This is a genomic window from Bacteroides thetaiotaomicron VPI-5482, from assembly GCF_000011065.1.
GTDB lineage: Bacteria > Bacteroidota > Bacteroidia > Bacteroidales > Bacteroidaceae > Bacteroides > Bacteroides thetaiotaomicron.
Window position 1 is genome coordinate 3,314,064 of record NC_004663.1, and the last position, 14,799, is coordinate 3,328,862.

Consider the following 14,799-nt stretch of genomic DNA (forward strand, 5'->3'; position numbering starts at 1 on the left):
TTTATATTTAGATCCTGTTAATGTTTTATCTCTTCTATTTGCTTTAACATCTCCTCTGCATCAGCCAGCCCCCTATGTGCAGCTTCAGTAAACATTTTCTCTGCCATATCAAACTCCTTCTTCAAGGCAGCGTATGTCCCCCGACCATAAACAGCCTGCGGTGAGTTTCCAGCTTTCTTCAGATAATATTCCGCATTCTTCATATCCCCCCTAGCCATTGCGGCATTTGCAGCATTCAGATTAGCCACTTCATCATCAGGGAACATACGTACAGCGACTTCGAATGTTTCATTATATTCTTCACTCCCCAGTTTCATATCCTGTGCGGCAAGATACATCTCATTCAAACTTAACTTCTGTGGCTGTGTTTTAATCAGACGCTTGATTTCGTTGATATCAGTATAGGTACGCACTTCATATTTGACTGCATAGTCTGAATGACGAAGCCCCGGATAAACCTCTTTCAGTAAGAATGCATAATCTTTTGGAAAGGCAGTCTTGATGCTACGTTCTTTTGCATCCGGTTCCTGGTTACTGCGGATTAATGCCAGAATACCTGCTTTGTTTTCGAGATACGAGTTTTCCACATAACGTTCGAGTCCTGCCCAATCTTCCGGCTCGTTATCGGTAATGAATAGTGAATCGGCAAAATCGTACTGTTTGCGTACATACTCTTTCAATGTTTTCGTTCGTCCCATCGCCAGACGTTCATTATTCGAATAGGGACTTTCAGGCGAAGCATATCCTTTGATGCTGACAGAGATAATCCGTGTATCCACATCATTCTTCACCGCATCAATAGTATTAAGTATCTTTTGTAATTCAGCCGGATTACGACGATAATTCTCATGGATTTCTGTTCGGTTCACAGGAAAGTCAATATAAGCCGAACCTTCCAATACATTAATTTTTGGTTCTGCTTTCGGACGAATGTATACATAGGCAGGCACAAATTCTTTCGGCTCCAACTGAAGCACCAACAGAGGCTCGTTGCCATCAACAAGTGCCTCGCCGCAACAACCGCATGTTTCATTGCCCGTACTGAGCGTGGCACGTTTCATCCAATCGGCATAAGGTACCACTGTACGATATTTGACCACAGATACTTTGCTTTTTTGATAAAGCATCATATCATCCGTACACAAGCCATTGCGCAGATGATGATAATAGCGGTTGCGACCAGCTATCATCACCGAAGGTAAGTTCAGTTCATTACCTTCTCCTGACAGTCTAGGCGTAAGAATCACTTCACGGTTACTTTTTACACTCAATGCCGAAACATCAATATCCATTGATACGAACAATTTATCTTCCGAACGAGACACGGCAAGGTCAGATACTGTCACATTACCGCCCATTATTGTTTGAGCCTTTGCTCCTATCATCAAGAGTAGGAATAGCAAACTACTACAAAGTATTTTTGTTGTTCTATTCATATCCGTAATTTGTGTGATTTAAAAAGTATATATGAGATTGACTGCCGCTTTTGTGGGCCCAACATAATTATGCGATTTTCCATCGGCTATTTTTGTACCGCATTGGGCACAGGGATAACTGTCGTAGCGAGTATAAATCCAGCCCAAACCTAACTCCGCTTCCAAATTCCAACGTTTGTTCAATATCCACGCATAACCATACGCAATGCCACCACCGGCAAACCAACCTTGATAACGACGATCAGAAAGCACAGATAAATCTGTTCCAAGAAACGAAATATGATTGTTCAGATTACCAATGTTATACTGCCCACCCAAAGCATGAACACCAACAAAATGACCAGCGAAACGATCACAAAACCAATAACGTCCTTCTGGTTGCAGAAGCCAATGTTTCCACTTACGCTCATGTGAAAAAGTCCAGCCATTATAGTTAGCGGAAAGATCAAATGTCCATTTCGGAGCAAGGCCAACTTCTATTCCTGCATTAACAGTTGCAGTAACATCATACAATAAATTGCTTTTGATTGCTACTTTCTGACAATGTACTTCTGTGCAGAGAAGCACAAAAATCATAATTGCATACAGTTTCAATTTGTTTTTTTTCATATATATAAGTATTATATATTACTAAATTCACACATACACGCATATATCTCAAACCACATTCGTCCTATATATCGGAAATAGAAATATTTTAGACATGCGTTATATATCAAATCAATGTTACATATACCTTTTCAACACCCCTATATATATGAGTATAAATAAATGACATTTCAAATATATCTCTTCCTAAGAGAAGTTTCCAATCTGTAATATAATTGTAATTAATTGAATTTCAACGAATAATGAATTAACTAGAAATATGTATAGATTACAAAGTTTTGCAAATCCCCTAATTTTTAATAGTTTAGCTAAAAAAAGTTTATATTTTATATTGTCATTTACAATATTTTATATAATTTTGCAACAGGTTGGATACATCTCTTAGGAAGAAAGGTACTTAAATTGTATATATACTAGAACTAATATCCGTATATATTCAATTTTGCATATTGCCGGTATATCTAATAATGAATATTTCAGTTTCTCATTAGGAGATAAACTCTTTGTCTTAAAAGTCAGCACTAAAGAGAAGGACACGGGATATAGCTTTGTTCTTATCATTATAAAAGAATACATTATGAAGTTCCTTCCAAAAAATATTCCTATAGTATTTGGATAAATCGAACCTTTTCCATATCTTTGCACCGTCAAAAAAAATAAGAGCAATATAAGTTAACATTTAACATATATACAATCTATTTATTTGATTATAATGTGATAGAAATTGTAATGTTAATCAGAGTTTTACGAATAAAAACTTTCAAAGTTCAATTTTCAACAACATCACATCCAAGAGCGGAATGTAGCGCAGTTGGTAGCGCACTACGTTCGGGACGTAGGGGTCGGGCGTTCGAGTCGCCTCATTCCGACAAAAGCGACAAATGATTTTATCATTTGTCGCTTTTTGTTTTAATTCACTTTGGTAACGTACTGATAATCCATCAGATAATTCAATAATCAAATTCTTTTTCGTTCGATTCCTCTCTATTTTCAGTTTAATTTATTTGCACGCCAATAGATTCATTTATATCTTTGTTACCAATATTTTATTTAATCCCATTAATTCATCAACCTGTTACATCATGAAAAACAGATTCCACCTTTTAGCCACAGCGGTAGTTTCCTTGTTATGTGTTAGTTGTACAGAAACTCAGGTTTCTCAATCCGGAAGTGAAAAAGCAGTCAATCCCCCTATTATGGGTTGGAGTTCATGGAATGCCTTCCGAGTAGATATCAGTGAAGATATTATTAAAAATCAGGCCGACCTGATGGTTAAAAAAGGTCTGAAAGACGCAGGATATCATTATATTAATATTGATGATGGTTTCTTCGGCGAACGAGATGGCAATGGAAAAATGCAGACCAACAAAAACCGTTTCCCGAATGGAATGAAACCGGTTGCCGACCATATACATAGTCTTGGAATGAAAGCCGGTATTTATACAGATGCGGGCAACAACACTTGCGGTTCTATCTGGGACAACGATCATGCAGGAGTAGGTGCCGGTATTTACGGACATGAGCAACAAGACGCCCAACTCTATTTCAGCGATTGGGGATTCGACTTTATCAAGATAGACTATTGCGGCGGAGATGTACTGGGCCTGAATGAACAGGAACGCTATACTTCCATCCGGAACAGCATCGACAAAGTAAACAAGGACGTCTCTGTCAACATCTGCCGTTGGGCTTTTCCCGGCACATGGGCAAAGGATGTAGCTACTTCATGGCGTATCAGTGGTGACATCAATGCGCATTGGGGTTCATTGAAATATGTGGTCGGCAAAAACCTATACTTGTCTGCCTACGCCAAAGACGGACATTACAATGACATGGATATGATGGTCATCGGTTTCCGCGACAACAGCAAAGTAGGAGGAAAAGGACTTACCCCGACAGAAGAAGAAGCTCACTTCGGCTTATGGTGTATCATGAGCTCACCCCTGCTGATCGGATGTAATCTGGAAAGTCTGCCGGAATCTTCTCTTGAACTGCTGACAAACAAAGAATTAATCGCTCTGAACCAAGACCCGCTAGGCTTGCAGGCATACGTAGCACAACATGAAAACGAAGGCTATGTACTGGTAAAAGACATCGAACAAAAACGTGGAAATGTACGTGCCGTTGCTCTTTACAATCCATCGGACACCGTTTGTAGCTTCTCCGTACCTTTCTCGGCACTGGAATTTGGCGGGAACGTAAAAGTACGTGACTTGGCAAAACGCAGTGATTTGGGAAATTTCTCTGATGTCTTTGAGCAAACGCTTCCTGCACACAGCGCTATGTTCCTCCGCATGGAAGGAGAAACACGTCTGGAACCGACATTGTATGAAGCAGAATGGGCATACCTGCCAATGTTCAATGATCTCGGCAAAAATCCGAAAGGCATCATATATGCTGCCGATCAGGAAGCTTCCGGAAAAATGAAAGTAGGTTTCTTGGGCGGACAACCGGAGAATTACGCAGAATGGCCGGAAGTATACAGCGCAGACGGCGGACGTTACCAAATGACGGTTCATTATTCATTCGGCAAAGGAAGACAACTGGAGGTAGATGTCAACGGCATCGTAACCAAAATCGATTCACTGGGAGAGGATGACAAGCACAATCAAGTAACAATCCCCGTTGATCTGAAAGCCGGTTACAATCATATCCGTATGGGTAACAGCTACAACTGGGCACCGGACATCGACTGCTTTACGCTTACCAAAGGAATGTAACAGACTGAAAAACAGCTAAACGTGACAATAAAAAAAAGGAGGAGCTAAGATCACTCTCCACTCCTCCTGTCACGACAAACAACTAAAATTATTCACTATTTGATGCCATCCAATGCCCTTTTAGCAGTAGCATTAGTGGAGTCTATAGCCAGAATTTTGCTCCAATACTCCTTAGATTTTTCTTTATTCGCCATTGCTTCCGCTTTCAGTGCCGGATTTTCAATAGCCAATAAGTAGTAATATCCAAGATAACTGTAGCACTCAATCAAAGCTGAATTGTAATGAGGATCATTCTTGCTTTCCAGCAGGGTGGCTACCTCCTCATAGAAAGGCTTCGCCAGTCCAAGAGTCGTTTCGGGGTCCAGTGCGGAATTGGCACGTGCCCTCCAAAAATTACCCAGGTAGCTGTCCGGTGCTGCTTCTGCGATGGAATGGAAAACAGAATCAGCGGCCATCAAAGCCTGCTTGCGCTCTTCAGCATTGATTGTCAGCGAATCAGTCTGCGTACCTGCACCATAATAAAGTCTGCCAAACTGGAATTGTAAATCCGGAGTCTGATGTTCTTTATCAAGGGATGTATAATATTTCTGGTAAGCACTAATTGCTTTTTTATAATCATTCTTCTGTTCATAGGCAGAAGAGATATTTTTGTATAAGTCCGTCTTTGTCGGATCTAATTGTATGGCTTTCTCATATTGTCCTACAGCTTCATCATATTTCTTCAGAGCTTCGAGCAAATGCCCGTAATACATATAGTCAAGATATGAATAATCAGCCTTGTCCGATTCGGTAAAAAAAGCATCCGCCGCTTTTATTGCTTCATCAAAGCGCTTCAGGTCTGTATAATTATACATTGCCAGGCGATTGAACGCCGCGTGACGCGCATTCTTTTTCAATCCCATATTCGCCACTTCAAGTGACTTCTCGAAGTCATGGTTCAGGAAGAGGGCAAATGCATATTTCACTAAATCCTCTTCTGTCGCTGTCGGTCCCATCGCAAAACGCGAATAAGCTTCGGCAGCTTTACTAAAATCATTCTTCAAATAATAGATTTCGGCAAGTTTCTTATCTACGGCTGTGTTGGACGGTTCCTGGGCTTTCAGCTGTTCCAGTTTTTCAATGGCCAGAGCAGCATTGGCTGATTTATAAATATCCGCATATCTCAGATATGCTTCTGTGCAACTCGGATCGAAATAGATAGCTTCTTCATATTTCTGAGATGCCAGACCGGCGTTTTTCTGCTCAAAGGCGATGTCTCCCTCCAGTACGGAGGCAAGAGCCGATTTGCCATTCACCTTTTTGGCAAGAGCAGCATACTCCTGTGCTTCCGGAAGTTTTCCGGCTTTCAGATATACCTCGCCGATAGCCACCAGAAGTTCCACATTCTTTTTATTCTTTCCTTTTATCAACTGTTCAGCTTCCTCATTGGCCTGAGCCGGATTCGTCTGAATGGTTTCTTTCAATTTTGCAACTCCTGCCTGCCATTCGGCATCAGATGATTGCGCATAGAGCGACCCAACTGCTATAAACGCTCCAGCTAAAAACATTTGTACTCTTTTCATGATAGTCTCTAATTTTAGTTATTATTCGTCTTTCACATGGACAATACGCACTGGCTGAGTAGCCGGAACAAGTCCAGATTTTAATATAATCCGCTGCCCTTTGTCGGATGTCATAAAAGAAGCAAATCCCCAAGGCAGCGCACTGCGAGGATCATTCAGTAATGCGTAAATGGGTCGTGCCAATGGATAGTTACCGTAATACAAGTAAGCCTGATAAGGCTTATAACTGTTAGCAGGAGTAGCTACATCCTCCGCACTCACTGCCATTACTCTGATTTCCTCGGTGAAAGAAAGGTTGGTGGTGTCGCTGCGGTTGCCCAGCCAGTTCACACCAATGACTCCCATTGCTCCGGGATTCTCTGCTACATACTTTATCACCTGCTGATTGGTCTTCAAGGCACTGACATTGTCAGTAGCCAGTGGTTTTCCACCACAGATAGAATCCATTGTATAGCGTACGGTGCTGGAGTTTTTATTATCGAACACCACCTGAATACTCTTCAGGCGGGAGTTCGGATTTATATCCTTCCAGTCTTTCGCCTCACCAGTGAGGATGCGGCTGAAATCCCGTACGGTCAACAAAGAATCCGGATTGTCCCGGTTGACGATTAATGCCAGACCATCTGTAGCAAGCTTAATCTCGCGGGGAAAGAACTTGCGGCTGTGAAAGGAATTCATTTCTTCCTCAGTCAATGTCCGGGTTGCAATAGCCAACCGGACACTGTCTTTCAGAAGTAAATTAATAGCCTCGACTTCCGTCGTGTAGCGAGGGACAATTCCGGCCAAAGGATACAGACTTTCAAACACATCTATCTCTTCCTGTATAATAGGCTCAAAACTTTCATCCGCCGCAATAGATATCACCCCAGACGAATACGTATCCGTCGGTCCATCCGATTTGGAACGGCAAGCACTCAACACCGCCAACAAAACGATTCCTACCAGCCAAAATTGTCTCTTCATCATCTTACTGTAATCTAAACATTACCGGAACGGTGAATTTCACACGTACCGCTTTACCATTTTGTTTACCAGGAATCCATTTCGGCATACTTTGTACCACACGCACGGCTTCTTTATCTAAGTATGGGTCTACACCACGAGCTACGTGCACATCGGTGATAGTACCGTCACGCTCTACCACAAACTGGATAATAACGCGACCTTGTGTTCCATTCTCCTGTGCAATTGTCGGATACTTGATATTTTTCCCAAGGTATGACATCAGTTCCTGCTGTCCACCGGGGAAGGTCGGCATCTGCTCTACCATATCAAATACTTTTTCCGGTTCCGCAGCCTGTGTCACCACTTGCTTCAGGTCAGCAATATCGGCTCCGTTGGCTTCGTCATTACCTTTTACGTCGGCAATGGAGATTGCCACTTTGGTAGAAGTCAATTCTTCCTGACTCTTGATCTCATCGTCTTCGTGCACCTCTTCATCTTTCTTGATGACAGGGGCAGTAAACTTAATAGAACTCTTCAGTGCAGGAGGGGGAGGTGCAACCGGTTCTACCCGTTTCATCTCTTCCTGTTTGATTTCCGGTTCTGCCAATTTCGACAAAGTTGTAACCTCTGTCATTACTTCCTTTTGCTCCGGGGTCGCCAACTTAAGCAGCGTAGGGATAGTAAATCCAACGATTGCTATCGCCACCACAATCAGCATTGCAATAGTATGCCGTCTGGGTGAATTGGCACGCATTCTATATGCGCCGTACGCTTGATTCTTGCCTTCAAAAATCAGCTGACACCATTCCGAAGAAGCTAAATCTAATTTTGCCATTTTACTTTCTTTTTTTAGGTGTTACATCATTTATCGGCCAAGTTCTGTGACAGTTCTCCCTTAGCATCATAATTCTTAATCAGGAACTCATCAGCTTCGGCAATATCCGTTATCACATATTTACCTATATTACATATCTGCATCTCGTCCAATGCATCAATCAGATTCATATAAGAAGCATCATCCGTCGCCTTGATAATGACGGTCGGCGTATTTTTTCCGCTTTTTATTTCGGAAACCTTCTTTTTGTATTCGTCATCTGTTATCTTCAGATCGAGCTTCTGTTGTTTCAAAGCTCTTACCTGATTGACAGCTGCAGCATTTTTCTGAAGAAGTACGGCACGTAACCCGCTTGCCCCGTAACTAGTCTCTTTCAATGAGGTGTAATCCTTGTAGTTAGGCTCTCCCTCATAGTAATAGAGCTTGTTATCGGCTCCCAGCAATAATGTAATTGCCTGAGAGGCTTTCACCATACTCTTTTGTTGTTCAGTTATATCCTTGTCATTGCTCGGCATGCTTATTTCCATCGTCTGAGGCTTGCTCAGCGTGGTACAAAGCATAAAGAAAGTAATCAGCAACATGTTCATATCCACCATCGGGGTAAAGTCTACCCGGACAGTCATTTTCTTCTGCTTGCCTTTTCCTCTTTTTCCGCTGCTCTCTTGTACTTCAGCACTCATTGTCTTTCCTCCCTTTTAATTTTCAGATTCTGCTTTGAGAGAAGTAATCAGATTATACCGATTTTCCCGCAAATCCTGAAGTGAGTTCATTACGTTCTTTATCACTGAGTATGGAGTTGAAGCGTCCGCTTTAATAGCAATTCGCAGATCAGCATTGGCGGCACGTGCATTACGCACCCACGACTTGAACTGATTATCGGTACTATCACAAGGAATTCCTTCATTCTTCAGAATTTTGTCCCGTTGATCTTCCGGGAGGTCAAGGAATTTCTGCATACTTCTGATAGGCACTCCAAACGTAGAAGCCACTGTGAACCTCTTTGCCTGTTCCGGAGTGAACTTGATGCCATACTCTTCACCCATACTCTCCAAGACAGCCTGCATATCCTGCTGCTTGTCGAGACTCATAAATATTTTTCCTTCCTGGTCAACCAGAATCTGGAGTACATCTGTCTCCGGAATCTTGATTTCCGATACGGAGGCTGGAGTGGTAACCTGCACCGGCTCCTTCTTCACAAATGTTGATGTCAACATAAAGAAAGTCAGAAGCAATACAGTTACGTCACTCATAGCGGTCATATCTATGAACGTATCTTTCTTTTTAATTTTCGCTCTACCCATGATTAATAGATTTTAAAGGGTTCGCCAAATTAATGAGTAGCTGCAAAAGTCTGCACGATAGAGAATCCGACTTCGTCGAGTCCGTAAGTCAATTTGTCAATTTTGTTAGTGAAGTAGTTGTAAGAAATAACAGCCAGCGCACCTGTCAAGATACCGAAAGCCGTATTGATCAAGGCTTCAGAGATACCTTGTGACAAAGCCATAGAGTCGGCACCACCACCGGCGGACAATGCGGCAAATGAACGGATCATACCGATTACAGTACCGAGCAATCCCATCAATGTACCTAAAGTAGTAATTGTAGCGATAATCGGAAGATTCTGCTGCATCATAGGCATTTCCAGAGCAGTTGCTTCTTCCAGTTCTTTCTGGATAGCCAGCAGCTTTTGTTCTTTAGGCAAAGCAGTGTTCTTTTCCATTTCTTCATACTTGCGCAAAGTAGCAGTAACTACATTGGCAACAGAACCGCGTTGTTTGTCACAAATCTCTTGTGCTTTCTTAAGGTCACCGGCAGCCAGAGCTTCTTTGATGTTAGCTACAAATTTAGCCAACGAGCCTTTACCGAAAGCAGAACGAAGAGCAAAAAAGCGTTCAATACTCAAAGCGAGTACAGTTAACAACAGTGTCTGAATAACAGGCACAATCACACCACCTTTGTAAATGGTACCCAACATGTTCAATGGATGGTTGTTAGGGTCATTGTTCATAAAGTTAGACGGATTTCCCAACAGGAACTGAAAAATACACACTGCTACAATGAAACAGCAGATGATTACGATACCGGCATTCTTTATACCTACAATCTGAGACTTTTTAGTAGTTTCCATAATAAGTTTTTTTGTTAAGATATTAATTTTAGTTATTTAGAAAATTTTCAAATGATTAGATACACTGCGCTATAGACCCTGTGACTTTTCAAGAATGAAAGTCACACAGCTTCATACAGGGTACGAAAAAGTAAATAAGATGGGATAAGTAATTAAATAAGGATACGTCTTAGAGCGAACACGTAGTAGTCGCTACAGATAATGGAGTAATGTGGATCCTTATCCGAATAATAGGATTTACTTTGATCTAATACAAGTGAGTTTTCTCTTAACAAGAAGAACTTATACATAACGTCTTTAAAGAAATCATTGGATTCAATGATTCTACGCAGACGATAATTATTAGAAGATGTTTCTGTTACTGATTTAAAGCCTAATTCTACGTCAGAAATAGACAAAGACTGGGATGATCTGTCATACCCCAGCGAACGAGTCTTAAATGAAGAATTAGAATTCGTATCGGAAGTTGATTCAGACAACTGACAAGAGCATTCGCTCTGAGAAATACATGAAGTGATATTCATAGCATTTCCACCTATGCTATATGATAGCATCAGCAGAACAATCGCTAATATGAATCTCACAGAACCTTTCATGATATTTATTTTAGTTGTTTATATCGAATTCTCGTATTTCGGTGACAAATGTAGCAATTAAATATATCCGTTTGTCGTTATTCACATCATTTAAGCATAAAAGTTTAACTCTATTATTGAAACAACGTACAAAGTGTTTTGTTCTCGCAGTTTGTGATTTTATGTGTTAAAAGTAGTTAGGCGTACATACGTTTTAAAGAAGTCCGCCAAGTTTAATAATTGAGAGAAATATGTATAATCAATAAATCCTCTCCAGTCTTAAATCCGAAAGTATCCAAAACAATAAAGCCCTTCTGGTATTTCTACCGGAAGGGCTTCTCTAAAAATGGCGGCTACCTACTCTCCCACTGTTACGCAGTACCATCGGCGTGACGAGGCTTAACTTCTCTGTTCGGAATGGGAAGAGGTGGAACCCTCGTGCTATAACCACCTGAATTTCTTCAATTGACAATGGACAATTGACAAATGACAATTATCGCAGCTGTCATGATAAGTTATGACATGATAAAAAGTAAAATTCAAGTATCTGTTAATCTAATTGTCAATTGTCAATTGTCATTTGTCAATTGTCAATTAAAAAAGCTAAACGTATATATCGCGATCCGCACCGTCCGAAAGAAAGTGAACGGGCAATTAGTAATGCTCGGCTTTGATGTTACCACCTTTACACCTGCATCCTATCAACGTCATCGTCTTTAACGACCCTAAGAAATCTAATCTTGTGGCTGGCTTCGTACTTAGATGCTTTCAGCACTTATCCAATCCCGACTTAGATACCCAGCAATGCACCTGGCGGCACAACTGGTAAACCAGCGGTCAGTCCAACACGGTCCTCTCGTACTAGTGTCAGAGCCACGCAAATTTCATACGCCCACGATAGATAGAGACCGAACTGTCTCACGACGTTCTGAACCCAGCTCGCGTGCCACTTTAATGGGCGAACAGCCCAACCCTTGGGACCTTCTCCAGCCCCAGGATGTGACGAGCCGACATCGAGGTGCCAAACCCCTCCGTCGATATGAGCTCTTGGGAGGGATCAGCCTGTTATCCCCGGAGTACCTTTTATCCTTTGAGCGATGTCCCTTCCATACGGAAACACCGGATCACTATGCTCTAGTTTCCTACCTGATCGACTTGTTAGTCTCCCAGTCAAGCGCCCTTATGCCATTACACTCTACGGACGGTTACCAATCGTCCTGAGGGCACCTTTAGAAGCCTCCGTTACTATTTTGGAGGCGACCACCCCAGTCAAACTACCCACCAAACAGTGTCCTCGCAACTACGAGTTAGAACTCAAATAATCAAAGGGCCGTATTTCAACAGCGACTCCACAAATACTGGCGTACCTGCTTCAAAGTCTCCGGCCTATCCTACACATCAATTACCCAAATTCAATGTTAAGCTATAGTAAAGGTTCACGGGGTCTTTTCGTCCCATCGCGGGTAATCGGCATCTTCACCGATACTACAATTTCACTGAGCTCACGGTTGAGACAGTGTCCAGATCATTACACCATTCGTGCAGGTCGGAACTTACCCGACAAGGAATTTCGCTACCTTAGGACCGTTATAGTTACGGCCGCCGTTTACTGGGGCTTCAATTCAATGCTTCTCTTGCGATGACATCTCCTCTTAACCTTCCAGCACCGGGCAGGTGTCAGGCTGTATACGTAATCTTTCAATTTGGCACAGCCCTGTGTTTTTGTTAAACAGTTGCCTGGACCTATTCTCTGCGCCCAACTCTCGTTGGGACCCTTTATCCCGAAGTTACAGGGTCAATTTGCCTAGTTCCTTAACCGTGAATCACTCAAGCGCCTTAGTATATTCAACCCGACTACGTGTGTCCGTTTGCGGTACGGGTACCTCAAGGATTAAGTTTAGCGGATTTTCTTGGGAGTATGCTTACACGCACTATTGGATTGTTCCGAAGAACGCTCCATACTATCAGGTTCGACTCTCATCCCGGATTTGCCTGGGATGATCAACATCTACACCCTTCAACGGACTATTCCGTCAGTCCGCGGCGCTGTCACTGCTCCGTCTCCACGTCACTCCTTAAGGTAGTACAGGAATATTAACCTGTTCTGCCATCGGCCTCACCGTTCGGCTGGGCCTTAGGACCCGACTAACCCTGATCCGATTAGCGTTGATCAGGAAACCTTAGTCTTTCGGCGAGGGGGTTTCTCACCCCCTTTATCGTTACTTATACCTACATTTGCTTTTCCACACGCTCCAGCAAAGCTCACGCTTCACCTTCGACGCAGAGTGGAATGCTCCCCTACCGATCATTACTGATCCCATAGCTTCGGTAAAACACTTAATGCCCGATTATTATCCACGCCAAACTCCTCGACTAGTGAGCTGTTACGCACTCTTTAAATGAATGGCTGCTTCCAAGCCAACATCCTAGCTGTCTTAGCAATCTGACTTCGTTAGTTCAACTTAGTGTTTATTTGGGGACCTTAGCTGATGGTCTGGATTCTTCTCCTTTAGGACATGGACCTTAGCACCCATGCCCTCACTCCTGTGATAGAACTAATGCGCATTCGGAGTTTATCAAGACTTGATAGGCGGTGAAGCCCTCGCATCTTATCAGTCGCTCTACCTCACATTAGTAACTCACAAGGCTGCACCTAAATGCATTTCGGGGAGTACGAGCTATCTCCAAGTTTGATTAGCCTTTCACCCCCACCCTCAGTTCATCCGGAAGCTTTTCAACGCTTATCGGTTCGGTCCTCCAGTTAGTGTTACCTAACCTTCAACCTGACCAAGGGTAGATCACTTGGTTTCGCGTCTACTCCTTCCGACTCGACGCCCTGTTCAGACTCGCTTTCGCTTCGGCTGCACATCTCAAGATGCTTAACCTTGCCGGAAAAAGTAACTCGTAGGTTCATTATGCAAAAGGCACGCCGTCACTGCTTAAGCAGCTCCGACCGCTTGTAGGCGCACGGTTTCAGGGACTATTTCACTCTTCTATTCGAAGTGCTTTTCACCTTTCCTTCACAGTACTGGTTCGCTATCGGTCTCTCGGGAGTATTTAGCCTTACCGGATGGTCCCGGCAGATTCACGCAAGATTTCTCGTGTCCCGCGCTACTCAGGATACCACTACGCTTAATTTGACTTCGTATACCGGACTATCACCGTCTATGGTTCAACTTTCCAGAGGATTCTACTCATCAAATGTCTTGCGACATCGTGGTCCTACAACCCCACACATGCCGTAACATGGGTGGTTTGGGCTATTCCCCGTTCGCTCGCCACTACTAGGGGAATCATTATTATTTTCTTTTCCTACAGGTACTAAGATGTTTCAGTTCCCTGCGTTAGCTTCCATCAAAGATGGATGACATTCCTTCAGAATGCCGGGTTGTCCCATTCGGAAATCTCTGGATCAAAGGTTATTTGCACCTACCCAGAGCTTATCGCAGCTTATCACGTCCTTCATCGCCTCCGAGAGCCAAGGCATCCGCCATGCGCCCTTGCTTACTTTCTTTCAAACTTACTTTTAAGTATCAGGTATTAAGTATCAGGTATTAACCCAAAGTACTTAATAGTGTTGTACTTAAAACGTACGGTTCGATATATACTTTTAGCTCTTTACTAAATTTTACTTTTTGTACATCATGTCAAAGATCGTTTCTCTTTTCAGAGACTGTGGAGAATAACGGATTCGAACCGTTGACCCTCTGCGTGCAAGGCAGATGCTCTAGCCAGCTGAGCTAATCCCCCAAGAGTAATTGAACATTGCAATAATGAATTGACAACGACAATTTTTGTTCGGAGTAGTCCCAGGCAGAGTTGAACTGCCGACCTCTACATTATCAGTGTAGCGCTCTAACCAACTGAGCTATAGGACTAGTTCAACCTTGTCTACCTGATGTTAGACTCGGCTTCTTTCTTTTCTCTTGTTTATCTCTATCTATACTTCTATAGATGGTTGATCTATATGTTATAAATAAACAAGTACC

Annotated in this window: 10 protein-coding genes, 3 tRNA genes and 2 rRNA genes; 2 read left to right on the forward strand and 13 right to left on the reverse strand. The window is 42.6% G+C overall.

The features are described from left to right. Window positions 1-17 precede the first annotated feature (17 nt). Both BT_RS13430 and BT_RS13435 read right to left on the reverse strand, forming a co-directional pair. On the reverse strand, window positions 18-1,436 hold the full coding sequence (locus tag BT_RS13430; protein WP_103878196.1) for a DUF3868 domain-containing protein: 1,419 nt from the start codon (window positions 1,434-1,436) through the stop codon (window positions 18-20). Between the two features lie 18 nt (window positions 1,437-1,454). Next, window positions 1,455-2,045 carry a DUF3575 domain-containing protein gene (locus BT_RS13435; protein ID WP_011108436.1) on the reverse strand — a complete coding sequence of 197 codons (591 nt, stop codon included), beginning with the start codon at window positions 2,043-2,045 and terminating at the stop codon, window positions 1,455-1,457. A gap of 796 nt (window positions 2,046-2,841) precedes the next feature. Between BT_RS13435 and BT_RS13440 the strand changes: the two genes are divergently transcribed. Continuing rightward, a tRNA-Pro gene (locus BT_RS13440) sits at window positions 2,842-2,914 on the forward strand. Between the two features lie 213 nt (window positions 2,915-3,127). After that, window positions 3,128-4,765 carry an alpha-galactosidase D gene (locus BT_RS13445; protein ID WP_062695757.1) on the forward strand — a complete coding sequence of 546 codons (1,638 nt, stop codon included), beginning with the start codon at window positions 3,128-3,130 and terminating at the stop codon, window positions 4,763-4,765. A 95-nt stretch (window positions 4,766-4,860) separates the two neighbouring features. On the opposite strand, the gene BT_RS13450 is transcribed toward BT_RS13445, so the two are convergent. The 11 genes from BT_RS13450 to BT_RS13500 all read right to left on the reverse strand — a co-directional run bounded on the left by BT_RS13450 (window position 4,861) and on the right by BT_RS13500 (window position 14,688). Next, window positions 4,861-6,327, reverse strand: a complete 1,467-nt coding sequence (locus BT_RS13450) for a tetratricopeptide repeat protein (RefSeq protein WP_008763548.1) — start codon at window positions 6,325-6,327, stop codon at window positions 4,861-4,863. 21 nt (window positions 6,328-6,348) lie between these two features. Further along, complete coding sequence (locus BT_RS13455) at window positions 6,349-7,293, reverse strand: PstS family phosphate ABC transporter substrate-binding protein (protein WP_008763547.1); 945 nt, start codon at window positions 7,291-7,293, stop codon at window positions 6,349-6,351. Window position 7,294: 1 nt separating this feature from the next. Continuing rightward, window positions 7,295-8,107, reverse strand: coding sequence for an energy transducer TonB (locus tag BT_RS13460; RefSeq protein ID WP_008763546.1), 813 nt, complete (start codon window positions 8,105-8,107; stop codon window positions 7,295-7,297). A gap of 26 nt (window positions 8,108-8,133) precedes the next feature. Next, window positions 8,134-8,787 carry an ExbD/TolR family protein gene (locus tag BT_RS13465; protein WP_008765212.1) on the reverse strand — a complete coding sequence of 218 codons (654 nt, stop codon included), beginning with the start codon at window positions 8,785-8,787 and terminating at the stop codon, window positions 8,134-8,136. 15 nt (window positions 8,788-8,802) lie between these two features. Further along, the gene (locus BT_RS13470) at window positions 8,803-9,408 is read right to left on the reverse strand and encodes an ExbD/TolR family protein (RefSeq protein WP_008763544.1); all 606 of its coding nucleotides are present in this window, start codon (window positions 9,406-9,408) and stop codon (window positions 8,803-8,805) included. 29 nt (window positions 9,409-9,437) lie between these two features. Next, the gene (locus tag BT_RS13475) at window positions 9,438-10,235 is read right to left on the reverse strand and encodes a MotA/TolQ/ExbB proton channel family protein (RefSeq protein WP_008763543.1); all 798 of its coding nucleotides are present in this window, start codon (window positions 10,233-10,235) and stop codon (window positions 9,438-9,440) included. Window positions 10,236-10,387: 152 nt separating this feature from the next. Further along, on the reverse strand, window positions 10,388-10,831 hold the full coding sequence (locus BT_RS13480; RefSeq protein WP_011108440.1) for a hypothetical protein: 444 nt from the start codon (window positions 10,829-10,831) through the stop codon (window positions 10,388-10,390). 323 nt (window positions 10,832-11,154) lie between these two features. Then, window positions 11,155-11,265, reverse strand: a 5S ribosomal RNA gene (gene rrf, locus BT_RS13485). A 179-nt stretch (window positions 11,266-11,444) separates the two neighbouring features. Next, a 23S ribosomal RNA gene (locus BT_RS13490) occupies window positions 11,445-14,324 on the reverse strand. A 162-nt stretch (window positions 14,325-14,486) separates the two neighbouring features. Next, window positions 14,487-14,560: transfer RNA gene (locus BT_RS13495), tRNA-Ala, on the reverse strand. A gap of 54 nt (window positions 14,561-14,614) precedes the next feature. Beyond that, window positions 14,615-14,688: transfer RNA gene (locus BT_RS13500), tRNA-Ile, on the reverse strand. Between the last annotated feature and the right edge of the window lie 111 nt (window positions 14,689-14,799).